This window comes from Vibrio sp. M250220 (assembly GCF_036533795.1).
Classification (GTDB): Bacteria; Pseudomonadota; Gammaproteobacteria; order Enterobacterales; family Vibrionaceae; genus Vibrio.
On sequence record NZ_JATABI010000001.1, the window covers coordinates 63,077 to 88,299 of the forward strand.

At 43.8% G+C, this 25,223-nt stretch carries 31 protein-coding genes and 1 pseudogene; 25 read left to right on the plus strand and 7 right to left on the minus strand.

Features of this window, described 5'->3' with window-relative positions; all coding sequences use genetic code 11:
* Positions 1-165 precede the first annotated feature (165 nt).
* The 8 genes and pseudogenes from matP (at position 166) to QTN94_RS00270 (ending at position 4,282) form a co-directional block, all read left to right on the plus strand.
* The gene (matP, locus tag QTN94_RS00235) at positions 166-612 is read left to right on the plus strand and encodes a macrodomain Ter protein MatP (RefSeq protein ID WP_331416269.1); all 447 of its coding nucleotides are present in this window, start codon (positions 166-168) and stop codon (positions 610-612) included.
* Between the two features lie 13 nt (positions 613-625).
* Complete coding sequence (locus QTN94_RS00240) at positions 626-937, plus strand: DUF3634 family protein (RefSeq protein ID WP_138972374.1); 312 nt, start codon at positions 626-628, stop codon at positions 935-937.
* A gap of 228 nt (positions 938-1,165) precedes the next feature.
* The gene (locus QTN94_RS00245) at positions 1,166-1,906 is read left to right on the plus strand and encodes an outer membrane beta-barrel protein (protein ID WP_331426496.1); all 741 of its coding nucleotides are present in this window, start codon (positions 1,166-1,168) and stop codon (positions 1,904-1,906) included.
* Between the two features lie 142 nt (positions 1,907-2,048).
* Positions 2,049-2,321 carry a hypothetical protein gene (locus QTN94_RS00250; RefSeq protein ID WP_331426497.1) on the plus strand — a complete coding sequence of 91 codons (273 nt, stop codon included), beginning with the start codon at positions 2,049-2,051 and terminating at the stop codon, positions 2,319-2,321.
* Positions 2,322-2,681: 360 nt separating this feature from the next.
* Positions 2,682-2,866, plus strand: a pseudogene (locus tag QTN94_RS00255) (Txe/YoeB family addiction module toxin).
* Positions 2,862-3,284, plus strand: a complete 423-nt coding sequence (locus tag QTN94_RS00260; protein ID WP_331416343.1) for a hypothetical protein — start codon at positions 2,862-2,864, stop codon at positions 3,282-3,284. Before QTN94_RS00255 ends, QTN94_RS00260 begins: the two are co-directional and overlap by 5 nt.
* Positions 3,281-3,439 (plus strand): hypothetical protein, encoded by a 159-nt coding sequence (locus tag QTN94_RS00265; RefSeq protein ID WP_331426560.1) that lies wholly within the window; start codon positions 3,281-3,283, stop codon positions 3,437-3,439. Before QTN94_RS00260 ends, QTN94_RS00265 begins: the two co-directional genes overlap by 4 nt.
* Positions 3,440-4,126: 687 nt before the next feature.
* On the plus strand, positions 4,127-4,282 hold the full coding sequence (locus QTN94_RS00270; protein WP_331416272.1) for a hypothetical protein: 156 nt from the start codon (positions 4,127-4,129) through the stop codon (positions 4,280-4,282).
* A 137-nt stretch (positions 4,283-4,419) separates the two neighbouring features.
* Here QTN94_RS00270 and QTN94_RS00275 read toward each other — a convergent pair whose 3' ends face one another.
* From QTN94_RS00275 to QTN94_RS00285, 3 genes are all read right to left on the minus strand, one after another.
* Positions 4,420-4,710, minus strand: coding sequence for a type II toxin-antitoxin system RelE family toxin (locus tag QTN94_RS00275; protein ID WP_331416273.1), 291 nt, complete (start codon positions 4,708-4,710; stop codon positions 4,420-4,422).
* On the minus strand, positions 4,700-4,948 hold the full coding sequence (locus tag QTN94_RS00280) for a type II toxin-antitoxin system Phd/YefM family antitoxin (protein ID WP_239944600.1): 249 nt from the start codon (positions 4,946-4,948) through the stop codon (positions 4,700-4,702). The genes QTN94_RS00275 and QTN94_RS00280 overlap by 11 nt, the downstream gene beginning before the upstream one ends.
* Positions 4,949-5,533: 585 nt before the next feature.
* Positions 5,534-5,890, minus strand: a complete 357-nt coding sequence (locus QTN94_RS00285; protein WP_331426498.1) for a hypothetical protein — start codon at positions 5,888-5,890, stop codon at positions 5,534-5,536.
* Positions 5,891-6,145: 255 nt separating this feature from the next.
* Between QTN94_RS00285 and ccoN the strand changes: the two genes are divergently transcribed.
* The 11 genes from ccoN to ttcA all read left to right on the plus strand — a co-directional run bounded on the left by ccoN (position 6,146) and on the right by ttcA (position 16,155).
* Positions 6,146-7,573 carry a cytochrome-c oxidase, cbb3-type subunit I gene (gene ccoN / locus QTN94_RS00290; protein ID WP_171052191.1) on the plus strand — a complete coding sequence of 476 codons (1,428 nt, stop codon included), beginning with the start codon at positions 6,146-6,148 and terminating at the stop codon, positions 7,571-7,573.
* 13 nt (positions 7,574-7,586) lie between these two features.
* Complete coding sequence (gene ccoO, locus QTN94_RS00295; RefSeq protein WP_006878897.1) at positions 7,587-8,207, plus strand: cytochrome-c oxidase, cbb3-type subunit II; 621 nt, start codon at positions 7,587-7,589, stop codon at positions 8,205-8,207.
* A 14-nt stretch (positions 8,208-8,221) separates the two neighbouring features.
* The gene (locus QTN94_RS00300) at positions 8,222-8,398 is read left to right on the plus strand and encodes a CcoQ/FixQ family Cbb3-type cytochrome c oxidase assembly chaperone (RefSeq protein WP_006878898.1); all 177 of its coding nucleotides are present in this window, start codon (positions 8,222-8,224) and stop codon (positions 8,396-8,398) included.
* Positions 8,395-9,375 carry a cytochrome-c oxidase, cbb3-type subunit III gene (ccoP, locus tag QTN94_RS00305; RefSeq protein ID WP_331426499.1) on the plus strand — a complete coding sequence of 327 codons (981 nt, stop codon included), beginning with the start codon at positions 8,395-8,397 and terminating at the stop codon, positions 9,373-9,375. Before QTN94_RS00300 ends, ccoP begins: the two co-directional genes overlap by 4 nt.
* 90 nt (positions 9,376-9,465) lie before the next feature.
* Entirely contained in the window at positions 9,466-9,945 is a 480-nt protein-coding gene (locus QTN94_RS00310) for a FixH family protein (protein ID WP_331426500.1), read from the plus strand.
* 6 nt (positions 9,946-9,951) lie between these two features.
* Entirely contained in the window at positions 9,952-12,324 is a 2,373-nt protein-coding gene (locus tag QTN94_RS00315) for a heavy metal translocating P-type ATPase (protein ID WP_331426501.1), read from the plus strand.
* Positions 12,325-12,489, plus strand: a complete 165-nt coding sequence (gene ccoS / locus QTN94_RS00320) for a cbb3-type cytochrome oxidase assembly protein CcoS (RefSeq protein WP_138971890.1) — start codon at positions 12,325-12,327, stop codon at positions 12,487-12,489.
* Entirely contained in the window at positions 12,486-13,160 is a 675-nt protein-coding gene (locus tag QTN94_RS00325; RefSeq protein ID WP_331426502.1) for a sulfite exporter TauE/SafE family protein, read from the plus strand. Before ccoS ends, QTN94_RS00325 begins: the two co-directional genes overlap by 4 nt.
* A gap of 88 nt (positions 13,161-13,248) precedes the next feature.
* On the plus strand, positions 13,249-13,998 hold the full coding sequence (locus QTN94_RS00330) for an FNR family transcription factor (RefSeq protein ID WP_138971892.1): 750 nt from the start codon (positions 13,249-13,251) through the stop codon (positions 13,996-13,998).
* Between the two features lie 142 nt (positions 13,999-14,140).
* Positions 14,141-15,088, plus strand: a complete 948-nt coding sequence (uspE, locus tag QTN94_RS00335) for a universal stress protein UspE (protein WP_331426503.1) — start codon at positions 14,141-14,143, stop codon at positions 15,086-15,088.
* 134 nt (positions 15,089-15,222) lie between these two features.
* The gene (gene ttcA, locus QTN94_RS00340) at positions 15,223-16,155 is read left to right on the plus strand and encodes a tRNA 2-thiocytidine(32) synthetase TtcA (protein WP_269376474.1); all 933 of its coding nucleotides are present in this window, start codon (positions 15,223-15,225) and stop codon (positions 16,153-16,155) included.
* Positions 16,156-16,189: 34 nt separating this feature from the next.
* On the opposite strand, the gene QTN94_RS00345 is transcribed toward ttcA, so the two are convergent.
* From QTN94_RS00345 to QTN94_RS00355, 3 genes are read right to left on the minus strand one after another with little or no spacing between them, the layout of a single operon-like run.
* Positions 16,190-16,849, minus strand: coding sequence for a DUF2987 domain-containing protein (locus tag QTN94_RS00345; RefSeq protein ID WP_331426504.1), 660 nt, complete (start codon positions 16,847-16,849; stop codon positions 16,190-16,192).
* Between the two features lie 12 nt (positions 16,850-16,861).
* Positions 16,862-17,695, minus strand: a complete 834-nt coding sequence (locus QTN94_RS00350; protein ID WP_331426557.1) for a glucosaminidase domain-containing protein — start codon at positions 17,693-17,695, stop codon at positions 16,862-16,864.
* A complete protein-coding gene (locus tag QTN94_RS00355; RefSeq protein WP_331426505.1) occupies positions 17,688-18,491 on the minus strand; it encodes a hypothetical protein in 804 nt (267 codons plus the stop codon). Before QTN94_RS00355 ends, QTN94_RS00350 begins: the two co-directional genes overlap by 8 nt.
* Before the next feature lie 380 nt (positions 18,492-18,871).
* Between QTN94_RS00355 and potA the strand changes: the two genes are divergently transcribed.
* The 6 genes from potA (at position 18,872) to QTN94_RS00385 (ending at position 24,404) form a co-directional block, all read left to right on the plus strand.
* Positions 18,872-20,005, plus strand: a complete 1,134-nt coding sequence (potA, locus tag QTN94_RS00360; RefSeq protein ID WP_331426558.1) for a spermidine/putrescine ABC transporter ATP-binding protein PotA — start codon at positions 18,872-18,874, stop codon at positions 20,003-20,005.
* Positions 19,986-20,846, plus strand: coding sequence for a spermidine/putrescine ABC transporter permease PotB (gene potB / locus QTN94_RS00365; protein WP_138971897.1), 861 nt, complete (start codon positions 19,986-19,988; stop codon positions 20,844-20,846). The genes potA and potB overlap by 20 nt, the downstream gene beginning before the upstream one ends.
* Complete coding sequence (gene potC / locus QTN94_RS00370) at positions 20,846-21,616, plus strand: spermidine/putrescine ABC transporter permease PotC (protein ID WP_331426506.1); 771 nt, start codon at positions 20,846-20,848, stop codon at positions 21,614-21,616. Before potB ends, potC begins: the two co-directional genes overlap by 1 nt.
* A gap of 76 nt (positions 21,617-21,692) precedes the next feature.
* Positions 21,693-22,727 carry an extracellular solute-binding protein gene (locus QTN94_RS00375; protein ID WP_269376471.1) on the plus strand — a complete coding sequence of 345 codons (1,035 nt, stop codon included), beginning with the start codon at positions 21,693-21,695 and terminating at the stop codon, positions 22,725-22,727.
* A gap of 160 nt (positions 22,728-22,887) precedes the next feature.
* Positions 22,888-23,925 (plus strand): extracellular solute-binding protein, encoded by a 1,038-nt coding sequence (locus QTN94_RS00380; protein WP_331416296.1) that lies wholly within the window; start codon positions 22,888-22,890, stop codon positions 23,923-23,925.
* Between the two features lie 173 nt (positions 23,926-24,098).
* Positions 24,099-24,404, plus strand: a complete 306-nt coding sequence (locus tag QTN94_RS00385) for a hypothetical protein (protein WP_331416297.1) — start codon at positions 24,099-24,101, stop codon at positions 24,402-24,404.
* Between the two features lie 6 nt (positions 24,405-24,410).
* On the opposite strand, the gene cobB is transcribed toward QTN94_RS00385, so the two are convergent.
* The gene (gene cobB, locus QTN94_RS00390) at positions 24,411-25,148 is read right to left on the minus strand and encodes a Sir2 family NAD+-dependent deacetylase (RefSeq protein ID WP_331416298.1); all 738 of its coding nucleotides are present in this window, start codon (positions 25,146-25,148) and stop codon (positions 24,411-24,413) included.
* Positions 25,149-25,223 lie beyond the last annotated feature (75 nt).

The window sequence follows — 25,223 nt, forward strand, 5'->3', positions numbered from 1 at the left end:
AGTTCATATACGTAAAATGGAGCGAAATTATATAGAAAAATGCTTCTGGTATATATAGATAATTTTATCTCATGATCTTGATCTCTTTTCGATTACAATAGGGATTGTAACTTTGCATGGTTAGGGTTACGCTGTCACCTATAACTGAAACGGAATGACTTTGCAATGAAATATCAACAGCTTGAAAACCTAGAGTGTGGTTGGAAATGGAATTATCTAATCAATAAGTGGAAAGCGGGAGAAGCGATCACTTGCCACATTGATACTAGTGAAGCAGATAGCGCGGTTAACGAGTTACGTCAGTTAGAACACCAACCCATAAAGGTGGTTGAGTGGATAGAAACTCATATGGCTCCTGAACTCGATAACAAGCTCAAACAGGCTATTCGTGCAAAACGTAAACGTCATTTCAATGCAGAACAGATACACACAAAGAAAAAATCTATAGATCTTGATTACCGTGTATGGGAGAAGTTGTCACACCGAGCAAACGAGTTAGGTTGCACTTTATCCGATGCTATAGAGTATCTGCTTTCTGAAGCTTCTCGAAGTGAAAAAGCGAGTAAGGCAGTGAGTAGCCTCAAAGAGGATTTAAGTAAGCTTCTCGATTAATAAGGATAGAACTATGCTATACGTTATTCTTGTCGCATCCGCTATTATATTTTGGTTAGTTGCCGTCGATAGGCCAGTACTTAGAGTGACCTTTACCGAGGGTAAAATTACCAAAGAAAAAGGGCATTTCCCGCCGGGCTTTAAACACAATGTTGTTGAAATTGCGGAACGTACGCCATTCAGTGGGGAGCTTAAAGTTTATCAGCAACGTACAGGCACTAAGCTCGTGATGTCTAAGCAGATTCCGAAAAAAATACAGCAGCGTATTCGCAATGTATTCCCATTTCAAGGCTTTACGAGCAAAGGCAAAAAACGCAGCAGTTAAGCTTATACAATGTTTGAGCAGTGTCTTGATTAAAAACCACTCACATAAGGCACTATAACTAAACATTTAGTTAAGAAATCCCTATCTTTAGCTTATCAACCCCAAGTTTTCCAGGGTTGAAGTTATTGTTACGTTGTAATTTTTATCAAGGAATGATTCAAATCTGAAACACAGCATCATCGATAAATAATTAATCTGTAGTGAACGTATTCACGCAATTAAATTAATATGCTCAATAAACAATACTACCTATTAATTTTGGCTTCTCTATTAGTATTCGAATCATCACAAGCTGAGGAGAACGGCTACCCACTTTCACCATTCATTGGTCAAAATGACGCATACCAATTTCCTGTCGATACGTCAAATGGGCAAGCTTCAAATGGAACAATGCAAGGTATCTATGGCGGACTTGAGTTAAATCGAATGTATAGTTGGGACATTGTATTTCAACAGCGCGGAGCTTTAGATACCGAAAGCACGAGCACCGCCTCAATTGTCGAGAGTGCGCTTAAGTACGACTACTTTCTGTCAAATAACTACAGTATCTATGCTCGGCTCGGCGTCGCATATTGGGATTCGAAAAAAAGCCAAAGTACGCTAAAAGACGTATCCCCGATGGTTGAAACAGGCTTAACTTATTGGGTTAACGATAAATTTAAGGTTTCTGGTGGATACCAGTACATCGATGAAATTGGTAATTACAACAGCCATACCTTATTGTTGAGCGCCGCATTTACTCTGGGAAGTTCCGTACCACGTTTACCATCTGCGTCATCGACTAACGTCGCAATGTGGCTTGAAGGAAAGGAAATACTTCCTGAGCAAATAGAGACTAAGGGCGAGGGTGCATCAAAGCCTATAACATCGAACATGACGCCAGAAAGCAGATCATTGAACCGATGTGTTGAAATGCGCCTGTTAACGGTAGATGACAGCGAAACATCATGTGAAATCGATACGCCGTAATACCAGTGAGCTGTGTTCTATGATTGGGAGCTTTTTGCTCAAGCACTGAAGTCTGTTGATCCAATTCGCAGAGCTCGATTAGAACAGATCGCTTACAATACGGCTTCGCTATCGATGGGAAAAGAAAAGGAGTTTTGGACCTGTGTTTACAATGCGTTATAGAAAACAATATGTCACTGCATTATTCATGCTCCTTACTTTACCAGCCGGTGCCATGAGTTGGTCTGATCACCTGCGCATCAACATGCTAAAGGCTTACGATAACTTAAACCTTAAAGTGGAGCAATGTGCTCAAATGCGACGGCCGCTTGAAAAGCAAGAAGTGGCCTCACCATGGTTTAATGAACTGAGCAGTGAGCAGAAAAAGATACATGCATCGCGGAAGAAGAAGCCGAATATAGCCGAACGTTGCTAGCATATGTAGCAGAAACAGGCGACTCTCAACGACTGGATGATTGGCTAACAATTAAGAAGGTGTTTCGACATAGAGAGCAACAAGATGCCTTTGAGAGTATAGATTTGCGTCAAATTCAAATTCTCTTAGAGACCAAGCCATTCAATAAACCATTTGATCCGTTGCAAGTATCGGAGCTGTATGACTAGCGATTAGCCCAGGTATGTGGGGGTGTTATTTACCGAGTCTAGAAATGGCCTTAAAGCCGCGCTCACAGCAAAATGCAGATCACTTGAACCGTTCTATCGCACAGTATCGAGCGGGGGAAATCACCCAGCGAGATCTGATTGGCAAGACCAAGACAAGAAAACCCTCAAGCGTATCAACAAGCTCATTATCGACGTAAAGCGTTCTCTGTTTGAAGGCATTGGTAAACCAGAGCCGTTAAAAGAAAACTCAGTTGGATTCTGGTCACGCAGAATTGAAGATACCAATCGACTGGTTTGTGACGTCGATGAGTCGATGAGCAGGCCATAACGATTATTTCATGCCGTTACGATTATTAAAACTAGCCAGCTCGGCGCTCTTGTCAGTCTGTTTAATGGTGGACTCGAAACTTATAGGCAGTATAACCGCAATAAATCCGAGGCTTTATTGCGCAAAGACGAACTAGATCAGGAGAAACATCAGGCGAGGGTGCGCAGACTTCAACAAGGGGAAGAGCAGGTCAGTAGTCTCGATGAAGTCAGTATCCGAGAGCGGGGCTACAAAGACGAATTTATCCTGCTCGTCGTATTTATTCCGCTGATCCTATCCTTTATTCCCGATTACGCACCCTACGTCGAACAAGGCTTCGCAGCCCTGCAGAACATCCCAGAACCGTACTGGTATGTGGTTGGCGCGGTTGTCATCGATACCCTCGGCATGCGTGCCATGGTTCGCTACCTGCTTGAATTCTTCTCAAACAAGTTCAGGGGTAAATGATGGGACTATTGGAAGCACTGCTCATTTCCTTAATCACAGGCCTGGTCTCGAGCGCAGGCACCATCGCCGCGCTCAAAACCGACATCAACTGGATCAAGAAAGTCCAACAAGACCAAGAACAACGGATCCGACAACTGGAGGACAAACATGGCTAAACGAAGCAGAAAAGGGCGCAAGGCCAACGGCCAGCTCAAAAAGGGCTACACCATCGAATAGCTAAGTCTGAATCAGCGTTAACTAATGTAGTGTGCAAAGAATGTGGCACGAAATATCAGGCAACTCTTAATGGAGTATTTCAAGTTAACGGTGAATATGCTGCAACTTGTACTGCTTGCAACAAGCAAACGTTTTTTACATGGGATGTTGAAGCTGCACCAATTGTGTCGACTTTTCCTGAAAATACGTCTCCAGTATATTTTGTAAAAGTCATATAGTTCAGACACATGACAAACAATTTAAGAGTAATTATGTCATTCGTTGTTGTCAGATCTCTATAATATTAACGGAAATATTTTCTGAAATATTTTCTGAAATATTTTTCTGAAATATGGTGCAATGAGATTGTCCAACCAACTCATCTAGCAAACACATACTACATTTAAGAGTCATACCCAACGCCTGGCATGTTTCATTCCATTGTTGGGTTTTGTATTTACGGTAGTGTGGTTTAGTTTCAAAGTAACGTTGTCCACTTCTCACGTGGTTCAATCGCCACGTTAATATGTATCCGTGCTCACTTCAGTATTTCATAATATGCCTGCCGTAGCTCTTTACGTTGATAATCCGAGGTTGTTGTTATAGGATCTAAACATGCACTTAGTGATACGAATCGGTAATTTCTTATGAAAGATGAAAAGAAGAAAAGAGTGACTCAAGCGATGATCTTTCGCTCTGTTGCCAGCTCCACAGCGATTGAGACTGGTGAATCAGTGAAGAAGATCGAACGCAAGTTGAGATCGAATAAGCATAAATTCGACTCACTTTCACTGGCTGTCTAAAACATCACGAACAAGCCGTTCCATGTGCTGATAATCACCACAAACCCCCGCCAAATCTCCCCGAATCCATAAACGTCGCATAAGCGGCGTTTTTTATACTGGCTCACCAATCCCCATAGAAACATTATTCAGCGTCATCAATCATCCAGGCGTTTGATTGCTTGACGGTAAACATCACTGCGCTCGCGCTTTCCGACCGCGAGCACCGTGACAATAATGACATCGTCTTCGACCTTATACACTAAACGGTAACCAGACTGACGCAGTTTGATCTTATACAGGTTATCACCACCAGACAGCCTGGAAGCGGGCACATGCGGGTTTTCCAGGCGTTCGACCAGCTTTTTCTTGAACTGTTGCTGTACGGTCGCGCCGAGCTTCTTCCATTCTTTGAGTGCGCTCTTTTTGAAATCGAGTTTATAAGTCATCGATGTTTACCGAGATACTCTCTTCAGACTCACGCTCTTTGGCTAGCGCAAGTAGCTCGAGATCTTCAAGTCTGTCCATCATCATTTCGTACGCTTCGGCAGGAACACAATAAAAGGCCGGTTCATTTCGGTTAAGCACGGCAACAGGCTCGCCATGAGCACTGGTGGCCACTTTCATTGGGTTAGCCTTTAATTCGGTGATGCTGGCCGCTACATCGGCCAAAATACGAGTAGTCATACAATTGGTCTCTAAATGGGTCTTTATATAGGTCATCTTAGCCTCAATGTAGCGGTTTAACAAGTGAACTTGGTAAGTTGTAAGCGCTGCTTGACGGTGATCGGTTGAACATGAAAAAATCGCCATCAACCAACCAAATCCGCTCTTAACCAAACTGAGTAAGGAACGGCACCGAGCGTACGACAAGTCGATAATCCTTTTAAGTCCGTTTTTGGAACCAATACAAAATGTTAGAAAACGCAAAATACCCATTTTTACTGAAAAACCAAGTCATTGATAAGTATGGCAAAAACCCACCCCTTAGTGCGTATTATGTACGTTATGTTAAATGATATACATGATACAGCTAAGCCATTGCCCCGTTTGACTTACTCTACTGCGTTTATCGCCTAAGTTATTCAACATAATTGATTTACCATAAAATACCTAATAATCAGTAAGATAATCAAAGATTAATTTACTGATTATTAGCTTCTTTGCTAATGACCAAATTCCAGTTGGTTGTTTTTAGCTTGATTACGCCGCTTCGGTCTGAGACGACGCCTTCAAATTAAGAATGGTTTCCAAGTACACTATAAACGGTGGTTAGAATCGTATTGTGGCTATCCGTTCGCGTGTATTACCAACGATGTTTAATTCTAAATCTTCTAATTTTTCAGCTTCGATTACCCAAGTGTTTACATCTTCAAGCACCTTAACTGAATTATCAGGCGAAATAATTTTCAAATCCGTTGTTGGCTTGTTAATCAATAGGCGATCTTTTGTGCGCTTGGCGGCAAATTCGTTGCCGTTAACAGTAAAAGTACAGTTTGTTTTCAATCTGCAATCGATTATTTCCCCTTCGCTGAATGTGATCGTCCGCCAAATAAACGCTGTAAATAGTAGGGTTAACATGATGATTATTTGAACAAAACGTCCGCGCGTCAGTTTTTCAGCTGCCATTTAAGGGGTTCTCCGTGTAACAAACTTCAAAGTTTTAAAATAAAAGGCCAAAACCTGACCGACTGTAAGGTTACTACTCTGTCATTGAATTGTTAAATGCAGTATAGTTGGCGGCTGAAAATGCCACTTTTTTTAAAATCGGCAAGAATATTTAACCGACTGAATAGGTTCTATTTTCTTAACGGTTTGGGTGGCATTACGACATGTGTCGTGTTGGAAGTAAAGTGTAGTTAATTAGAAATTGGAAGCATGCAAATGAGCCAAGAAAAGCAGCTTGAACAAAACTACAACTATACAGTCGTTCGTCAGTTTACCTTAGTGACTATTCTCTGGGGTATTGTTGGCATGGCTGTTGGTGTTTTGATTGCCGCTCAATTAGTTTGGCCACAGCTAAACTTTGATACGCCGTGGTTGACGTACAGTCGCTTACGTCCTCTGCATACTAATGCGGTTATTTTCGCGTTTGGTACAAGTGCCCTATTCGCAACGTCTTATTATGTTGTTCAGCGTACCTGTCAAACTCGTCTATTTGGTGGCCCTCTTGTCGCCTTCACCTTCTGGGGTTGGCAAGCCATTATTTTAGCAGCAGCAATTACTCTGCCATTAGGTTTTACCTCTGGTAAAGAATACGCTGAGCTAGAATGGCCAATCGATATTGCCATCGCAGTTGTCTGGGTTTCTTATGCGATCGTGTTCTTCGGAACATTGATTACCCGTAAGACCTCTCACATCTACGTAGCAAACTGGTTCTTCGGTGCCTTTATTATCACTGTTGCGGTACTTCACATCGTAAACAGCATGGCAATCCCTGTCTCGATGGGTAAATCGTACTCGATTTATTCGGGCGCAGTGGATGCGATGGTACAGTGGTGGTACGGTCACAACGCAGTAGGTTTCCTACTGACGGCTGGTTTCCTAGGTATGATGTATTACTTCGTACCTAAGCAAGCTGAACGTCCAGTTTATTCCTACCGTCTGTCTATCGTTCACTTCTGGGCATTGGTTTCCCTGTACATTTGGGCAGGTCCTCACCACCTACATTACACTGCACTTCCGGACTGGACTCAGTCATTAGGTATGGTGATGTCACTTGTTCTATTCGCTCCTTCTTGGGGTGGTATGATTAACGGTATCATGACACTGTCAGGAGCATGGCACAAACTACGTTATGACCCTATCCTACGTTTCTTAATCGTGTCTCTATCGTTCTACGGCATGTCTACGTTCGAAGGTCCAATGATGTCTATTAAGACAGTTAACGCACTGTCTCACTACACAGACTGGACTGTCGGCCACGTACACTCTGGTGCATTAGGTTGGGTTGCTATGGTATCTATCGGTTCGGTATACCACCTAGTTCCTCGCCTATTCGGTCAAGAGCGCATGTACTCTGTTAGCCTAATCAATACGCACTTCTGGTTGGCAACTATCGGTACTGTACTGTACATCGTTGCAATGTGGATTTCGGGTGTTATGCAAGGTCTGATGTGGCGTGCAGTTAACTCTGACGGTACATTGACTTACAGCTTCGTTGAGTCAGTTCAAGCGTCTTACCCATTCTACTTCGTACGTTTCTTAGGTGGTTTCATCTTCCTAGCGGGTATGTTCCTAATGGCATACAACACGTACAAGACGGTAACAGCGCCAAAAGATAGCCTAAAAGCTATCCCTCAGCCGGCATAAGGAGATTTAAAGAATGAGTTCTAATTCTAACAATCGCCACGAAATTGTTGAACGCAATGTCGGTTTACTCGCGATTCTTATCGTTTTTGCTATTAGCCTGGGTGCGCTTGTTGAGATCACTCCGTTAATTTTCCAGAAACAAACTACTGAGCCAGTTGAGAACCTACGTCCTTACACTGCGCTTGAAATGGAAGGTCGTGACGTTTACATCCGTGAAGGTTGTAACGTTTGTCACAGCCAGATGATTCGTCCATTCCGTTCTGAAACAGAGCGTTACGGTCACTACTCTGTTGCTGGTGAAAGTGTGTATGAGCACCCATTCCTATGGGGTTCTAAGCGTACAGGTCCAGACCTGGCACGCGTGGGCGGTCGTTACTCTGACGAGTGGCACCGTGTACACCTAATTGATCCTCGTGAGTTGGTTCCTGAGTCAAACATGCCTGGTTTCCCATGGCTTGAAGAGAACGTTCTTGATGGTAAGGACACTCAGAAGAAACTGACTATTTTCCGTGATCAATTTGGTGTTCCATACACTGACGAGCAGATCGCAAATGCGTCTAAAGATGTAGAAGGTAAAACTGAGATGGATGCCATCATCGCTTACCTTCAGTCTCTTGGTCACGCAATGAAGTAATTAAGGTGGTAAATATGGACATTGGTACTATTCACAGTATTTGGACCATAGTGCTTTTCGTGAGCTTCCTTGGTGTGGTTTGGTGGGCTTACGGTAAAAGCCGCAAGTCTCGTTTTGACGAAGCCGCTAACCTTGTATTCGCTGATGAAGAGCAAGCACCTTCAAAAGAACAAGGAGTGACTAAGCAATGACTACATTTTGGAGTCTTTGGATAATCATCATTACAGTCGGTACACTGCTCGGCTGTGCTGCAGTCCTTTATTGGTGCCTTAAAGATAAAATGGGCGTTGAAGAAGGTGCAGATATGGGTCACGAATACGATGGTATTCGTGAGTTGAACAACCCACTACCTAAGTGGTGGACCTATCTATTTGTTGGTACGTTTGTGTTTGCAGCGATTTACCTGACTCTTTACCCGGGTCTAGGTAACTTCAAGGGCGTCCTAGGTTGGCAGAGTTCTGACCAGACTGTTCGCTCTATCGAAGAGTCAAAAGCTTCTATCGCTGCATCACAAGAGAACAAGCATCTAGTTCAATACGCAAAAGAGTTAGACGATGCAGAAGCCTACTTTGGTGAAGCATTTAAGAAACTTGCTTACGTAGATGGTTCATCTGAATTGCGCCCTATCCCAGAAATTGCTGCGGATGGCGAAGCAGTTAAAGTTGGCCAACGTTTGTTCCTGCAAAACTGTTCGCAATGTCACGGCTCAGATGCTCGTGGTCAGAAAGGTTTCCCTAACCTAGCTGATGATGCATGGCTGTACGGTGGTGAACCTCAGGCTATCGTTTCGACAGTAATGAATGGTCGTATCGGTCAAATGCCTTCATGGAAGGATGCTCTAGGTGAGCAAGGTGTGAAAGAAGTTGTGAGCTACACACTAAGCCTATCTGGTCGTTCTGTGAATGCACGTGAAGCTGAAGCAGGTAAAGCACGTTTTGTTGTATGTGCTGCGTGTCACGGTACTGACGGTAAAGGTAACCCAGCAGTGGGTGCTCCTGACCTAACAGACCAAGACTGGTTGTTCGGTGGCTCTCGCGCGGATGTAACTGAAACAGTTATGAACGGTCGTTCTGGCGTAATGCCGGCTTGGAAAGATATTCTAGGCGAAGACAAAGTTCAGCTAGTTTCAGCTTACGTTTGGAGCTTGAGCAACTCAGATAATAAGTAACATTTCAATAACAGCCCCTTTTTAAGGGGCTGTCTTTCCTTTACAGTTAAAGCCCTAATATCTTTCATTTTTTTCATTGAGAACTTTTTTATGGTAAAGCCTTGGTATAAGCAGTTCTGGCCGTGGTTCCTAATCATTCTGCCACTCACCGTTGTTGTATGGACGATCATTACAGTTATCGTTTTCTCACAGAACTCTGTTTCATTAGTGACTGAGGATTACTATAAAAAAGGCAAAGGCATCAATATCGATATCTCTAAACTGAATGTGGCAAAAGAGCTCGGTCTCAGCGCGGCTGCATTCTCTCAAGATCACGAAGTTGTGATTCAATTTGATAAAGGTCAACTTGATCACTATCCAGCTATAACGGCCATGTTTGCCCACCGTACACTACCGGACCGTGACTTTAGCCGACTACTTACATCTGATGCGAGCGGACAATATCGCTTTAAGTTAGATCAAGAGCTTCAAGGACCTTGGTTTATTGAACTTACGCCGCATGATCAACAGTGGCTACTACAAGGGCGCGTCACTTTCCCATCCTCGACTCCAGTACAACTAGCGAACTAATAGCTTATGTGTAAATCGTGTTACCACTGCGGTGAAGAAGTACCAGTCAACACGGACTATAAAGTAGAGATTCTGGGTGATATCAGAGAAATGTGTTGCCCAGGTTGTGAGACTGTCGCTCAAACGATCGTTGATAGCGGTTTAGTCTCGTACTACCAATATCGCACCGCACCTGCCGAAAAAGCAGATCTCGTTCCTGAACAGTTACAAGCATTAATTCACTACGACAATGATGATGTTCAGTCAGAGTTTGTTCGCAATAGCGAACATTGTTCCGAGGTCACTCTCTCGCTTGATGGGGTTTCTTGTGCAGCTTGTGCCTGGTTGATTGAAAAACAGGTATCAAACAAATCGGGTGTGGTCTCTATTCGTGTCAATACAACCACAAACCGTGCTTTGTTGGCTTGGGACAAAACTCAGGTTCGTCTTAGTGAACTGTTGTCGTTAATCCATCAGTTAGGTTATAAAGCTGCACCATTTGAAGCAGATAAGCAGGAGGCCGCTTATCATCAACAGATGAAGCAGTATCTGTATCGTTTAGGCATAGCAGGCTTGGCAACGATGCAGGTTATGATGCTCGCGGTTGCGCTCTACCTAGAAGTCTTCGGCGACTTAGAGCCCGAGTTTAAAAACTACTTCCGCTGGGTGAGTCTAATATTTGCCACGCCAGTGATGCTCTACTCTGCTTTGCCGTTTTATATCAACGCGTGGCGAAGTATTCGCAGCCGTACACTCGGTATGGATGTCCCTGTATCCATTGCCATGATCTTCGCCTATTTCGCCAGCTTAGTCGCCACAGTGACGGAAAAAGGAGAAGTGTTCTTCGAATCTATTTCGATGTTTGCATTCTTCTTATTGGTTGGTCGTTTCTTGGAAATGCGCGCACGTCGTAAGGCTGCGGCTGCGAGTGGAAACTTGTTGAAGTTAATCCCTGCGATTGCGAACAAGTTAAATGGTGACCAAGTACCGGTGAAAACGTTGAAAGTCGGTGACCAGATCCGTGTTCTCCCCGGTGAACATATTCCTGCAGACGGTAAGATCATTTCTGGACGCGTCCACATCGACGAATCCATGCTTACAGGTGAGTCTTTACCTATGGTCAAACAAGTGGACGACTATGTGTTTGCAGGGACATTAAACGGTGAAGAATCGTTCGAGCTTGAAGTGACCTCTTCAAAAGCCGATTCAATGATTTCGAATATTGTTCGTCTTCAGGATGAAGCGCAGCTATCTAAGCCAAAAATTGCAGAGATCGCTGATATTGTTGCACGCTATTTTGTAGCGGTGATCCTCATTATTGCCGCAGGCACTTGGTTTTTCTGGCACTCAAGTCGCCCAGATGACGCGTTTTGGATCATGTTATCAGTTTTGGTTGCGACGTGTCCGTGCGCGCTTTCGCTTGCTACGCCGACCGCTTTGACATGTGCGACATCCAGAATGGGTAACCTCGGCATCTTGCTGCGTAAAAGTCATGTATTCGAAACTTTGTGTAAGGTGAACCATCTCATTATCGACAAAACAGGGACACTTACCCATGGCGATATCGAGATCAATGAAGTGGATGTGTACGGTGAACACGATAAACAACAAGTTTTAGCTATTGCCGCGTCACTAGAGTCTCGCGCTAACCACCCTATTGCTCGCGCATTTAAACAATACGCCGATACCAACGTTATCGTCGATGACGTAGAAAACGTGATCGGTTCAGGGATTAAGGGACGTTATCAAGGTTCTGTGGTTAAAATCGGTAGTGCACACTATGTGTTGGGTGAAACAAAGCTCGCACAAGCGAATTCGGTTTATCTGTCCTTAGACGGCATTCATGTTGCGACATTTAGTTACCGCGACCCAATACGTGCTGAAGCAAAAGAGTTTGTAGAGAAGTTCCAGCGCTCGGGTGTCAAAATTACGCTTTTGACTGGCGATACCAGTGAAAACGCGCACCTTGTCGCGAGTAAAATTGGTATTCAAGACGTGGTTGCAGGTGCAAAACCACAAGATAAGCTGAATTATCTCACTAATGTTGACGCCAAAGACATTACCATGATGATTGGTGACGGCATTAATGATGCTCCTACGCTTGCCGGCGCTCATCTATCGGTGGCAATGGGCGGTGGTGCTGACGTCGCCAAAGCTTCCGCAGACATGGTGTTACTCGGTGACAGGCTTGACCGAATTTTGGCCGCTCGTGAACTGGCTTTGCAAACACGTAAGATCATTCGCGAAAACCTGGCTTGGTCGCTTGGTTACAACCTTCTGATCCTGCCACTTGCAGTTGCGGGATTTGTTGCCCCCTATTTTGCAGTTGTCGGTATGTCTGCGAGCTCAATTATTGTAGTATCTAACTCTCTACGCTTGCTCAAAGAAAAAGGTAAATAGATGGAAAGCCTTTATATCCTCATCCCTATTGCTATCGTGCTGGTCTGTGTCGCTGTTGCGGTCTTTCTGTGGGCGGTAAGAAGTGAGCAATTTGAAGATCTTGAGCGTCAAGGTCATAACATTTTGTTTGATGAAGACGAACGTAAAGAGAACCCGCCTAAGTGAGCATTGATTGGTTAGGTGCTTTTTTCATTGGCCTTGTGGGCGCTGGCCACTGCATGGGAATGTGTGGAGGTATCGCGTCCATGCTGACAATGGGACAATCGCAACCATCGAAATGGGTTCCGTTGTTCTATAACAGTGGTCGCTTAATTAGCTACGCTGTCATTGGCGCCATCGTAGGTGGCGCCTTTTCGACAATTTCACAAGTTAGCCAAGTTAACGATGCATTGATTTGGTTAAGACTTGCCGCTGCGCTATTTATGGTTTTATTGGCCTGTTACATTGGTCGTTGGTGGCAAGGCTTACTTCACATCGAAAAACTTGGCCAAGTTATCTGGCGATTTATATCCCCCGCAGGTAAATCCTTGTTGCCACTGAAATCTTCACTCCATGCGCTTCCATTTGGATTTGTTTGGGGTTGGCTTCCATGTGGACTCGTGTATTCAACGTTAACATGGTCAGCCGTATCCGGAAGTGCACTCAACGGTGCGTTAGTTATGCTAGCATTTGGGGCCGGAACCCTACCCGCGATGCTACTTGTAGGACATGCAGCGACCTCACTCCATAAGCTGCAAAACTCTGATATATTCCGTCACATTGTTGCATTTACTATCTTAACCTATGGCCTATATACAGGCTATGGTGCACTGTCTTTACTTAACATTAGTTTTTAGTCGGCTGTTTTTATGCGCTTTTTTCCACTATCCTTTAGTCGTAATGGGTGCTAAAATATTGATGTATATCAAATAGTGAAAGGTTGTTATGATTTCTGAAAAGCCTGCAACAAAGCGCATTCAATCTGGTGGTTGTGCAATCCACTGTCAAGACTGTAGTATCAGTCAGCTTTGTATTCCGTTTACGCTCAATGAATCTGAACTCGATCAACTCGATCAGATCATCGAGCGTAAAAAGCCAATCCAGAAAGGACAGGAATTGTTTAAAGCAGGAGATGACCTTAAATCTCTTTATGCAATCCGTTCAGGTACGATCAAAAGTTACACCATCACAGAACAAGGAGATGAGCAGATTACTGCTTTCCACCTAGCGGGTGACCTAGTAGGTTTTGATGCAATTACTGGTGATTTGCACCCTAGCTTTGCTCAAGCGCTAGAAACCTCGATGGTTTGTGAAATTCCGTACGAGATCCTTGATGACCTTTCAGGTAAAATGCCGAAATTACGTCAGCAAATCATGCGTTTGATGAGTAACGAAATCAAAGGCGATCAGGAGATGATTCTTCTGCTATCGAAGAAGAATGCCGAAGAGCGTTTAGCTGCATTCTTGTACAACCTTTCTACTCGTTTCTCTCAACGTGGTTTTAGTCCACGTGAATTCCGTCTTACCATGACTCGTGGTGATATCGGTAACTATCTTGGACTTACCGTCGAAACGATTTCTCGTCTCTTGGGCCGTTTCCAAAAGTCAGAAATTCTAAGTGTTAAGGGTAAATACATTACTATTCTTAACCACGATGCGCTTATGGAATTGGCGGGCGTTTCAAAAGAATCATAATAATTTTCAATGATGTAGCTCGTTTTTCAGCATGATGATGAGCTACATCAAACTTCTCTTACATTCCTCCAATTATTTCTAAAACTCTACGTCCAACTAAGCTACATTAATCATATGCCCTCCTCGTCTCTAAGGAGTCAATATGAGTATCTACAATAAGATTTTGGTCGTTGCTGACATTAATAAAGATGAACAGCCAGCCTTAGCTCGTGCTATGCAACTTGCAGCGAAAAGTCGATCTCCAAGCCGGGTAACCTTCTTTCTTTCTATCTACGATTTTTCCTATGACATGACGTCCATGTTATCTGTCGATGAACGCGACGCAATGCGTCGTGGAGTCATTCAGCAACGCGAACAATGGATGCGTAAAATCGCCAAAGATTACATTAATGACGACGTCGACTTCGATGTTCGCGTGGTATGGCACAACCGCCCTTATGAGGCGATTATTGCTGAGGTATTTGCCGGCGAACACGACATTGTTATTAAGGGGACACGTAAACACGATGTGCTGGAGTCTGTAATTTTCACTCCCACCGACTGGCATCTATTACGTAAATGTCCATGCCCTGTTCTGCTAGTGAAGAACGCTGATTGGCCCGAAGATTCAAGCATCTTGGCTTCAGTTCACGTTGGTTCAGAGAACGATACCCACCTTGGTCTAAACGATGCCATGGTAGAACAGCTCAATAGTCTGACTGAGCGGTTAGGCGCGAAGCCTTATCTGGTCAATGCGTACCCTGTTACTCCAGCAAACATTACGATTGAGTTACCAGAATTCGATCCAGCGACCTATACCGACGCGGTACGTGGACATCACCTTACTGCGATGAAAGCTCTGCGTCAGAAACACGGTTATGACGAAGAACAAACCGTTGTAGAACAAGGATTGCCTGAAGACATCATTCCTGAGGCCGCTGAGCGACTCAATGCTGCGATGGTTATCATTGGCACAACGGGTAGAACAGGATTGTCAGCCGTCTTTATTGGTAACACGGCAGAGCACGTGATCGATAAGATTAATTGTGATGTGATGGCGTTGAAACCACAAGGTTATATCAGCCCGCTCGATCCAAAAACCGCTATCTAGTGCAAAGCCTCTCTCCGTCCCCTCTTTGAGGGGACTTTTTTTTGTTCTCCGCTGAATAGATCTAGCATCTGTTCCATTTATCCGTATCATACGCACTTCATTTTGTTTTGAAGATTGATGAAGACTGCAAGCTAATGACCGAGCAAACTCAAGAGCGTACTAAAGCTCAACAATATAATTTTAACAAGCTACAAAAGCGTATTCGCCGTAATACAGGCCAAGCGATCCAAGACTTCAACATGATTGAAGATGGTGACCGTATCATGGTGTGTTTATCTGGCGGTAAAGACAGCTTTACTATGCTTGATATCCTAATGAGCTTACAAAAGAGCGCGCCGATTTCATTCTCGCTAGTTGCAGTTAACCTTGACCAAAAACAGCCTGGTTTCCCAGGTCACATTCTTCCTGAATACCTTGAATCTCTCGGCGTTGAGTACAAAATTGTCGAAGAAGACACTTACTCAATCGTTCAGGACAAGATCCCAGAAGGCAAAACAACCTGTTCACTTTGCTCTCGTTTGCGCCGTGGCATCCTTTACCGTACTGCTAACGAACTCGGTGCGACGAAAATCGCATTAGGCCATCACCGTGATGACATTCTAGAAACTCTATTCTTGAACATGTTCCATGGCGGAAAAATGAAGGGAATGCCTCCTAAGTTGGTATCAGATAATGGCGAACACGTTGTCATTCGTCCGCTCGCATACTGCCGCGAAAAAGATATCATCAAATATTCAGAGATGCGTGAATACCCTATCATTCCATGTAACCTTTGTGGTTCACAGCCTAATTTGCAGCGTCAAAACATCAAGCAGATGCTCAATGATTGGGACAAACGCTTCCCTGGCCGTATCGAGACGATGTTCCGTGCAATGCAAAATGTCGTACCAAGCCATCTTGCTGACTTCGAATTATTTGATTTCAAATCGATCGACAAAAACTCTGGTGTAATCAACGGTGGTGATATTGGTTTCGATAAAGAAGAAATGCCAACTCAGACTGTTCAAGACCCAGATATGGTTCACGAGTTTGATCCAAGCCTTCAGCTTAATGTCACCAACATCTAATCCGAATAAAAAGGGTCGCAATGCGACCCTTTTTTCATTTTGCTTTAGGCAAGTACGGCAGCACACGCGCTGTCTCTTGCGGCAAGGTCATAAAGCCTCCCTCACCAATATCATCTAGAGAGACTTGAACTTTACCATCAATAATGGGTTTTAATTTACCGTTAGAAAAAACGATTTTTGAATTGAGTTTGTCTGCAAACTCAAGTGTCACACCTTCGACATCAGGTGTGAACCAACTAGCAAACATGCCCCCTAACTGCTCTAAAATAGCCTGCATTTGTGGCAGGAGAACTTTTACCTGATCGTACGTGACATTGTCACTCATTGGTTGTTTGGTCATCACGACCATAGAAAAGTCACAGCGCATATCCATCGGCGTATGGACAAAAACCAAAGGGTTAGCCGATCGTAAGTTATCGTCTAGAGGAACAATCACTTCGTTATGTGGCGAAACCTTAAGGTCTTCGTAGTGTTCTTCTTTCTCCATCCAGGCTTTTTCGATATTACACAATTGTTTGGTATTAGCGTTAAGGAAGAAGAACCCTACTTTTACATCATCATGTCCCTCTTTCGCATTCTGCTTCATGTGTGAGTAGAGCTTTGAGTAGGTGAACATGTATTCTTGAGCTTGAGCAGGTAAAACAGCCGCACCCGTTAGCGCTGCGGCCAAAATCATTGACGTTACTTTCTTCATGAAATTATATACTTATTGTTTGACAATCGGATCTTCCCAGAAGCTCTGATTGTGCCTGATCATGCTTTGTAAATCGTTGATGTAGGCCTCACCTCGTTCAGAGTACTTCAGTAATCCATTGGACAGCGCCATTGCAGCCTCAGTATCAGTCAAGCTTTGTCCGGCAAGATGTCGTTGATAACGAATTTCTCTCAGCTCTTTATAAGCGTTATTGCGATTGACGTTCATAAAATAGCCGTGAATCGACTGCTGAGCTGAACTGAACTTAGCCACCTCATGGGTCATGCCGTCGCCACGTTGAAGAGGGACAAGCCCACAACCTGATTGATAACACCATTGTCCAAAGTAGTTATTGGCTTCGGTGGCAAAACGTGAAGTGCCCCAAGCCGATTCATTTGCGCCTTGAACTTCAGGTATGACGTCGACACGGTGAAGCATATCGTCGAGCCACTGTTGCGATATTCCATCGGAAGGCAGTTCAACATTGTAGAGCTTGCCTAAACTCTGCGCGTAAGACTTATCCGCATCGTCGAGCGATTGTTGCAAGTAGTTCTGCTGAATTGAGTCTAAGCGCAGACGCTCGTTTCTCACTCTCTGGTTTTCGAGTGCGATACCAGGTCGAAGGTAGTCAAAGAATGCCTGCTTCTTTTGTTTTACATCGGTGATGGCAGCAAAATTAGGCGCGCTACCAACAGCTGACGGCTTAACCTTCTGCTGCATCTCTATTGCAACCTCTGCCACACTCTTTTTTTCGCGTTCTTCTGCGGCATTTTGTTCGCACCCATAAAGAGAACAGCTCGCAATAATACTCGCAATAGCAATCGCTATAAATTCACTTTTACGCATTGAACACTTGTGGATCGTTGTCATTATCATCTTCTCCTTTTGGTCGGTCTGAGGCAATGATTTTTAGTTTGATGCCAAACATGTTGCGGTAAATAATCCCCTTAACATGGAAGAAAAACGGCAACACAAATATTAGACCTAAGCCGTAAAACATCATGCCGAGCACAAACATAATCGACACAACGATATAGATTCCCGCCAGAGCAAATATCTTTTTGTTCACCGCACGCAGAGAAAGCAGCAGTGATTGCATTGGGGGAACTTGTTTCTCACAGATTAAAAGAATCGAGTTACTGAATGCCAGCGACAAATACAAAGATAGGAACGGAAATATCATTCCTGCGATACCTTGTAGTAATAAACTGAACAGTGTAGCCAGAATGACAGGTACGGTATACTGCAACCCTTTACCAATATGGCGTGGTTTGGTGGCAAGGCCCGCAGCGTGGCTCATCGCCATTAAACTAATCCCCGCATAGATAGGCGCGCTGATGACTTCATAGCTAAAGTTAGCAATCATGATGGCGTTGAAGATACTTGGATCAAATGCCTCTTGATTCGTAAAAGCATCAATAATGATACCAGGGTTACCCAGTTGCAGCTTTAGTGCTATGTAGAAAATCGCCAGTTGTAAGGCGATCAAAATAATGATCGAAGGTGAAAATGAAAGGAAGTTTTTAACGGTATGTTGCCATGCTTCCTTAAACACGTCTCCTGCTTTAAGGTCATAGTCGCCGGACAAAGCTCGCTCTACGCTACCGCCCAAATTGAAGTCTTTTTCAATGTCGTTGTTCATTCTTGAATCCAGTGGCCAGTTGTACGTTCATTCCAGCCAACTTGTTAATAGAAAATTTCGGCTATTATACTGCAACACTAAGCGGTCTAAAATCGAATCTCAATGATGAGCTTGCTTTCTCAATTGTTTGGATGATAATTAGCCACTAATGCGTCATCTAATTGCATTTATCTTACTCTAAGGCAAAGAAAAATAACCCTTATCTGCAAGCCGTTACCCATATATAGAGAGTATGGTAAGGAATGTTTACTTAAGCCTACAAAATTTTTTGTGTTTCAGGATAAGAAAATGCTTTGAATTCACACTTTTGATGATTATGATGCGCGCCTCTAATTTGTGTAACTACGGGTCATTCAGTTAAGTCACTTTAAATGACCAATGTGGGAGAAAAACAGACGTTGAACGCTAAACAAAATGCAGGACAACCAGTAGTTCGTCTTACTGGAATTAGCAAAAGTTTCGATGGTAAGGAAATCATCGCAAATCTTAACCTTGATGTTAATCATGGTGAGTTTCTAACGATTTTGGGCCCTTCTGGTTGTGGTAAAACAACCGTATTAAGAATGATCGCTGGTTTTGAAAGCGCTGACAATGGTCAGATCATTCTAGACAACCAAAATGTAACTCAAGTTCCTGCAGAGCAAAGGCACGTAAACACTGTTTTCCAGAGTTATGCACTATTTCCCCATATGACGGTGTTTGAAAACGTCGCTTTCGGTCTCCGCATGCAGAAAGTCAATGCAGCTGAAATCGAGCCTCGAGTGATGGATGCGTTACGTATGGTTCGCCTAGAAAAAATGGCTCAGCGTAAGCCTCATCAGCTTTCAGGAGGTCAACAGCAACGTATCGCTATCGCTCGCGCCGTAGTGAACAAGCCAAAAGTCCTCTTGCTTGACGAATCCCTATCTGCACTTGATTACAAACTGCGTAAACAGATGCAAATTGAGTTAAAACAATTACAGCGTCAGTTAGGTATTACCTTTATTTTCGTTACTCACGACCAAGAAGAAGCATTATCGATGTCAGATCGCATCATCGTTATGCGCGACGGTGTTATCGAGCAAGACGGTTCACCACGTGAGATTTACGAAGAACCTAAGAATCTATTCGTTGCACGCTTTATCGGCGAGATCAACGTGTTCCACGCCACCATGATTGAGCGCCTTGACGAAAAACGCGTTCGAGCTGAAATTGAAGGCGTAGAGTCCGTTGTATACTACGAAAAAGAAGCGTCAGCTGGTGACAAACTAACAGTACTACTTCGCCCAGAAGATTTACGTATCGAAGAGATTAAAGAATCAGAACAAGAAGGTATCGTTGGTCACGTTACTGAGCGTACCTACAAAGGTATGACGTTAGATTCTGTCATTGAACTGGCATCTGGCATGCGTGTGATGGTCAGCGAGTTCTTCAATGAAGATGATCCAGATGTGGATCACTCATTAGGTCAAAAAGTCGCTATCACTTGGGTTGAAAGCTGGGAGGTAGTACTCGATGAAAGCCAAGAAGCTTAGCCTTCAGAACGCAATCATTGCCTTAATTGTTGGTTGGCTAACACTGTTTGTGCTGGTGCCAAACGTAATGATTATTGGCACCAGTTTTCTGACTCGCGATGAAGCAAATCTAATCGAGATGACGTTTACTCTCGATAACTATTTCCGATTGCTTGATCCGTTGTACGCCAAAGTGCTATTGCACTCATTTTACATGGCTATTATTGCGACGTTACTGTGTTTAGTCATTGGTTATCCATTTGCTTACATCGTCGCTAAGATGCCAGAGAAATGGCGTCCATTTATGCTGTTTCTAGTGATTGTTCCATTTTGGACTAACTCACTTATCCGAACCTACGGACTTAAAATTGTGTTGGGTACTCAAGGTATTCTAAACCAATCGCTCATGGCGCTGGACATTATTGATAAGCCACTTCGTCTTATGTACACAGAGACGGCAGTGATGATTGGTTTAGTCTATATCCTATTACCTTTTATGATTTTGCCCCTCTACTCGGCTATTGAGAAGTTGGACAACACATACATTGAAGCAGCGAAAGATTTAGGTGCGAACAAGTTTCAGACCATCACAAAAGTTATTCTACCGCTAACAATGCCTGGCATTATCGGGGGTTGTTTGTTGGTGCTGTTGCCAGCTCTCGGTATGTTCTACATATCGGATCTACTGGGTGGAGCGAAGAATCTACTGATTGGTAACGTGATTAAGAGCCAAGTGCTTAACGCTCGTGATTGGCCGTTTGGCGCAGCCACAAGTATTGCACTGACCATTGCGATGGCAATCATGCTCTACGCCTACTACAGAGCGGGTAAATTATTGAATAAGAAAGTGGAGCTAGACTGATGGGACGTACTGTTCGATTTAGCTTTATGACATTGGTGTATGCATTTTTGTATTTGCCAATCGTGGTGTTGATTGTTAACTCATTCAATGCCAACAAATTTGGAATGAAATGGGGTGGCTTTACCACTAAATGGTATGAGACGCTGATCAACAATGACAGTTTAATGCAGGCTGCTTGGCATTCACTAAATGTCGCCATCTTTTCTGCTACAGCTGCTACAATTATCGGCAGTTTGACTGCCGTTGCCCTATTCCGTTACTCGTTTAAGGGTAAAGGCGCAGTTAATGGCATGCTGTTTGTTGTTATGATGTCTCCAGATATCGTCATGGCAATCTCGTTACTGGCCTTGTTTTTGGTGCTTGGCGCTCAATTGGGCTTTTTCACCCTGTTGATTGCTCACATTACATTCTGTCTGCCATTCGTGGTAGTCACCGTCTACAGTCGCTTGAACGGCTTTGACGTAAAAATGCTTGAAGCGGCGAAAGATCTGGGTGCCAGTGAATGGACCATTTTAAAACAGATCATTTTGCCACTGGCTAAACTGGCCGTTGCGGCGGGTTGGCTATTGAGTTTCACCCTTTCACTAGACGACGTGATCATCAGCTCGTTTGTGACAGGACCAACTTATGAAATTTTGCCACTGAAAATTTATTCAATGGTCAAAGTCGGCATATCACCGGAAGTGAATGCCTTAGCAACAGTAATGCTGATTGTCTCACTTGTTCTAGTCGTAGCATCACAGCTATTGGCTAGAGAAAAAGTGAAGTAATTCAGTATTTAAAACGAGACAGAATGGGTTAAGCCATTCTGTTTTTCTATCTACGTTTGGTTTGGAGCTAACGTCAATGAAGAAATGGGCTACTCTATTAGCTGGTAGTGCATGTGCGCTTTCTCTGTTCTCTGGTTCAGTGGCAGCGGACGAAAACAAAGAACTGGTATTTATGAACTGGGGTCCTTACATCAACAGTAATATCCTAGAGCAATTTACCAAAGAAACGGGTATCAAAGTTATCTACTCGACTTACGAGTCAAACGAGACTTTGTACGCGAAGCTAAAAACTCATAATCAAGGTTACGACCTAGTCGTACCTTCGACGTATTTCGTAGCAAAAATGCGCGACGAAGGTATGTTGCAGAAGATTGACAAATCTAAGCTGTCAAACTTCGACAACCTTGATAAAAATTACCTAGATAAGCCATACGATCCTAACAACGACTACTCTATTCCACACGTTGTTGCGATTACTGGTCTTGCGGTAAACACTGACATGTACGACGCGAACGATTTTCAAAGCTGGGCGGATCTGTGGAACCCAGAGCTTGAAGGTCAGCTAATGCTAATGGATGACACTCGTGAAGTGTTCCACATCGCTCTGCGCAAGTTAGGTTACTCTGGTAACTCAACTGACCCTAAACAGATTGATGAAGCGTACGCGGAACTTCAAAAGTTAATGCCAAACGTATTGGTCTTTAACTCTGATAACCCAGGTGCTCCTTACATGTCAGGTGAAGTTGGCGTTGGTATGCTTTGGAATGGCAGCGCAGCGGCAGCTCAAAACGAAGGTATGAACCTTAAACTTGTCTTCCCTAAAGAAGGCGGTATCGGTTGGGTTGATAACTTTGCTATTTCTTCTGGTGCGAAAAACGTAGATGCGGCACATAAGATGATCGACTTCTTACTACGTCCAGAAATTGCTGAGCAGATTTCTCGTGACACAGGTTATCTGACAGCCGTTGCTGAGTCTAACGCGAAGTTCAAAGACATCGCTCCACTATTCCCTTCTCAAGAAGATCTTGACCGCGTAGAGTGGCAAGATTCAGTGGGTGACTTGACGGTTAAGTACGAGGAATACTTCCTTAAACTTAAAGCTGGTCAATAAGTCAGCGAAAATTATGAAAATAGGCAGCCTTGGCTGCCTATTTTGGTCTTGGGCTGATATAATTCCGTTTTGTATCTCTTGTTGTCCTGACAAGAAAGTTAACTCATTGCTTGGCTTGGATGGGTCTTATGCTGATTAAGCAAAGAAAAACGGAAACATAATGAAAAGTAAATTCTATGCAAGCGCACTGTGCGCAGCGACTTTGATCGCTACTCCTGCAATGGCTGCTGATCAAGAACTCTACTTCTACAACTGGTCTGAATACATTCCAAATGAAGTTCTTGAAGACTTTACAAAAGAAACTGGGATCAAAGTTATCTACTCGACTTACGAGTCTAACGAAAGCATGTATGCCAAGCTTAAGACCCAGGGTTCTGGTTACGATCTAGTAGTACCGTCTACTTACTTCGTGTCAAAAATGCGCAAAGAAGACATGCTTCAACAAATCGACAAAACTAAACTGTCTCATTTCAGTGATCTAGACACTAACTTCCTTAACAAGCCGTTCGATCCAAACAACAATTACTCTATCCCTTATATCTGGGGCGCAACGGGCATTGGCATCAACTCAGATATGCTAGACAAGTCGTCAGTCACAAAATGGGACGATTTCTGGGACAGCAAGTGGGAAGGCCAATTAATGTTAATGGATGACTCTCGCGAAGTGTTCCATATTGCCCTAACCAAACTAGGTTACTCACCAAACACAACCGATCCAAAAGAGATCGAAGCTGCTTACCAAGAACTGAAAAAGCTAATGCCAAACGTATTAGTTTTTAACTCTGATTTTCCTGCAAACCCATACCTAGCAGGTGAAGTATCACTTGGCATGCTTTGGAACGGCAGTGCATACATGGCGCGTGAAGAAGGCGCTTCAATCGATATCATCTGGCCAGAAAAAGGCACCGTTTTCTGGATGGATAGCTTAGCGATTCCAGCTGGCGCTAAAAACGTTGATGCTGCACACAAAATGATCGATTTCCTACTTCGTCCAGAGAACGCCGCTAAGATTGCACTTGAGATTGGTTACCCTACTCCTGTAGCGACAGCGCATGACCTGCTACCAAAAGAATTTGCTAACGATCCAAGCATCTTCCCTCCACAAGAAGTGATGGACAGCGGTACATGGCAAGATGAAGTTGGCGAAGCGAGCGTGCTTTACGACGAATACTTCCAGAAACTAAAAGTGGATAACTAATCCAAAAATTAGTTTTCAGTTATATACTTAAAAAGCGGCGCCGGCCGCTTTATTTGTATCCCCCGCGTCAAAAGCCCTTCTCTAAGGAGAAACTAGTTAAGTATCAACTAATCCTGCTCTCTTTAGCTTTCATCGGTGCTGCCACACTCATCTCGACTTACTTTGGTCGCACAATGAACATTGAATCTCGTCATGATTTACTGTTCGAATCAAATACCTTATTCATCTTGTTCTTTATCTATTTCTTTTTAGCCAAAAGAGTAGTGACGAGTTATTTAGTCAGGAACGGTTTCTTACTGCTCATTATTAATCAAGCTTATGATGTGGTGACGGAGATAGAATTCCTTACTTCCTTGATGAAGGTAGCGCCTATCGAATCAGAAACCAAGCGACAGGAGTTCAAAGAAGCGCTTATCAAAACGGATCAAGCGATGTATCAAATAAAACACTCTCAGCGCGAAGGCAGAGAGCAGAGATAAGCGGGTTTACGCGTGTTTGACATCTTCACGCTGCAGTTGGAGGATCTCTTCCACCAATTTAGGCACCTCGACGCTTGCCTTTCCGTAACGCTTCTCTTCAAACTCACTTTCTACTGCACTCGGTTCCAAGTTGATTTCAATCGTGTGTGCGCCATGCATTTTAGCGTCATGCACGAATCCAGCGGCAGGATAAACGACCCCAGACGTGCCGATAGAAACAAACAAGTCAGCAGCTTCTAATGAGGCATAAATATCGCCCATTTTTAAGGGCATCTCACCAAACCAAACCACATGAGGCCTCATTTGAGCAGGGATCTGACAGCAATGGCAAAGATCGCCGGTATGGATTTCACCCTTCTCTTCAACAACCTGATTTGATTCACTGCAACGCGCTTTTAATAGCTCGCCGTGCATATGGATGACATTATTACTCCCACCGCGTTCATGGAGATTGTCAATGTTTTGGGTAATAACGGTGACAGTACCTTCCAGCTCCTGCTCGAGTTTGCCCAAAGCAATGTGAGCAGGGTTTGGCTTGATTGTCGGATTTTGTAGCCCTAAGCGACGTTTATTATAAAAGTCTTGCACTAAATCTGGATTACGCTCAAAGCCTTCCGGCGTTGCCACATCTTCTATACGGTGGTTTTCCCACAGCCCATCCTGTGTGCGAAACGTTTCAATACCAGACTCAGCAGAGATTCCAGCGCCGGTTAATACAACGACATTACGATACGGGAGCTTCATACCACATCCTCTTTAGTGTTCATTGAGTTAGCTTAGCATTGTCTGATTCTCGGTATAAGCCAACAAGATTAGACC

Excerpts from the sequence above, each read along its gene's own strand:
- QTN94_RS00380 (WP_331416296.1), top strand. The coding sequence starts at position 22,888 with ATGAAAAGTAAATTCTATGCAAGCGCACTGTGCGCAGCGACTTTGATC.
- ccoO (WP_006878897.1), top strand. The coding sequence starts at position 7,587 with ATGAGTTCTAATTCTAACAATCGCCACGAAATTGTTGAACGCAATGTC.
- QTN94_RS00270 (WP_331416272.1), top strand. The coding sequence starts at position 4,127 with ATGAAAGATGAAAAGAAGAAAAGAGTGACTCAAGCGATGATCTTTCGC.
- QTN94_RS00375 (WP_269376471.1), top strand. The coding sequence starts at position 21,693 with ATGAAGAAATGGGCTACTCTATTAGCTGGTAGTGCATGTGCGCTTTCT.
- QTN94_RS00285 (WP_331426498.1), bottom strand. The coding sequence starts at position 5,890 with ATGGCAGCTGAAAAACTGACGCGCGGACGTTTTGTTCAAATAATCATC.
- ttcA (WP_269376474.1), top strand. The coding sequence starts at position 15,223 with ATGACCGAGCAAACTCAAGAGCGTACTAAAGCTCAACAATATAATTTT.
- QTN94_RS00245 (WP_331426496.1), top strand. The coding sequence starts at position 1,166 with ATGCTCAATAAACAATACTACCTATTAATTTTGGCTTCTCTATTAGTA.
- ccoS (WP_138971890.1), top strand. The coding sequence starts at position 12,325 with ATGGAAAGCCTTTATATCCTCATCCCTATTGCTATCGTGCTGGTCTGT.
- QTN94_RS00300 (WP_006878898.1), top strand. The coding sequence starts at position 8,222 with ATGGACATTGGTACTATTCACAGTATTTGGACCATAGTGCTTTTCGTG.
- QTN94_RS00240 (WP_138972374.1), top strand. The coding sequence starts at position 626 with ATGCTATACGTTATTCTTGTCGCATCCGCTATTATATTTTGGTTAGTT.
- QTN94_RS00345 (WP_331426504.1), bottom strand. The coding sequence starts at position 16,849 with ATGAAGAAAGTAACGTCAATGATTTTGGCCGCAGCGCTAACGGGTGCG.
- QTN94_RS00350 (WP_331426557.1), bottom strand. The coding sequence starts at position 17,695 with ATGCGTAAAAGTGAATTTATAGCGATTGCTATTGCGAGTATTATTGCG.
- cobB (WP_331416298.1), bottom strand. The coding sequence starts at position 25,148 with ATGAAGCTCCCGTATCGTAATGTCGTTGTATTAACCGGCGCTGGAATC.
- matP (WP_331416269.1), top strand. The coding sequence starts at position 166 with ATGAAATATCAACAGCTTGAAAACCTAGAGTGTGGTTGGAAATGGAAT.
- QTN94_RS00280 (WP_239944600.1), bottom strand. The coding sequence starts at position 4,948 with ATGACTACTCGTATTTTGGCCGATGTAGCGGCCAGCATCACCGAATTA.
- potB (WP_138971897.1), top strand. The coding sequence starts at position 19,986 with ATGAAAGCCAAGAAGCTTAGCCTTCAGAACGCAATCATTGCCTTAATT.
- potC (WP_331426506.1), top strand. The coding sequence starts at position 20,846 with ATGGGACGTACTGTTCGATTTAGCTTTATGACATTGGTGTATGCATTT.
- QTN94_RS00330 (WP_138971892.1), top strand. The coding sequence starts at position 13,249 with ATGATTTCTGAAAAGCCTGCAACAAAGCGCATTCAATCTGGTGGTTGT.
- QTN94_RS00355 (WP_331426505.1), bottom strand. The coding sequence starts at position 18,491 with ATGAACAACGACATTGAAAAAGACTTCAATTTGGGCGGTAGCGTAGAG.
- QTN94_RS00275 (WP_331416273.1), bottom strand. The coding sequence starts at position 4,710 with ATGACTTATAAACTCGATTTCAAAAAGAGCGCACTCAAAGAATGGAAG.
- QTN94_RS00310 (WP_331426500.1), top strand. The coding sequence starts at position 9,466 with ATGGTAAAGCCTTGGTATAAGCAGTTCTGGCCGTGGTTCCTAATCATT.
- QTN94_RS00265 (WP_331426560.1), top strand. The coding sequence starts at position 3,281 with ATGATGGGACTATTGGAAGCACTGCTCATTTCCTTAATCACAGGCCTG.
- ccoP (WP_331426499.1), top strand. The coding sequence starts at position 8,395 with ATGACTACATTTTGGAGTCTTTGGATAATCATCATTACAGTCGGTACA.
- uspE (WP_331426503.1), top strand. The coding sequence starts at position 14,141 with ATGAGTATCTACAATAAGATTTTGGTCGTTGCTGACATTAATAAAGAT.
- ccoN (WP_171052191.1), top strand. The coding sequence starts at position 6,146 with ATGAGCCAAGAAAAGCAGCTTGAACAAAACTACAACTATACAGTCGTT.
- QTN94_RS00385 (WP_331416297.1), top strand. The coding sequence starts at position 24,099 with ATGAACATTGAATCTCGTCATGATTTACTGTTCGAATCAAATACCTTA.
- QTN94_RS00315 (WP_331426501.1), top strand. The coding sequence starts at position 9,952 with ATGTGTAAATCGTGTTACCACTGCGGTGAAGAAGTACCAGTCAACACG.